A 485-nucleotide genomic window follows, 5' to 3' on the forward strand; every position below is an offset into this window, starting at 1 on the left:
TGCGCGCCAAGCTGCTGGTCTGACGGAGCAGGTCTCCCCTACCGCCCAGAAACGGCGCAGACCGGTTGTGGGTGAGTTTGTAGTTCTTTGCCTGGTCAGGCCCCGTGGATCGCGCGCCGGTTGTGGGCCGGCCTGGGTCTTCGCAACGGGTCCACCCACGCTGGCGGGGTGAACGACGGGAACCCGTCCGATTCGATCTGCACGGACCAGTGGTTCCTGTGGATGATCGTGTGGTGCTTCTTGCAGAGCAGCACGAGGTTGGACAGGGCGGTGGGACCGCCGTCGCTCCAGTGCCGAACATGGTGGGCGTCGGTCCAGGCGGCGGGGCGCCCGCACCCGGGGAACGCGCAGCCGCAGTCCCTGGCCACCAACGCCTTCCGTAGTTTCGGGGAGATGACGCGGGTGGTTCGGCCCACGTCGAGAGGGTTGCCGCCCCGGTCGACGAAGATCGCGGTGACCGACGCGTCGCAGGAGATGCGGGCCGC

General features: G+C 68.5%; 1 protein-coding gene. It reads right to left on the reverse strand.

Going from position 1 to position 485, the window contains the following annotated elements:
- Positions 1–95 precede the first annotated feature (95 nt).
- Positions 96–485 (reverse strand): HNH endonuclease signature motif containing protein (locus AC1DWC_RS26730; protein ID WP_477912920.1); only part of this gene is annotated, 390 nt, incomplete at its 5' end.

It is taken from the genome of Rhodococcus sp. P4_C10 (assembly GCF_056402135.1).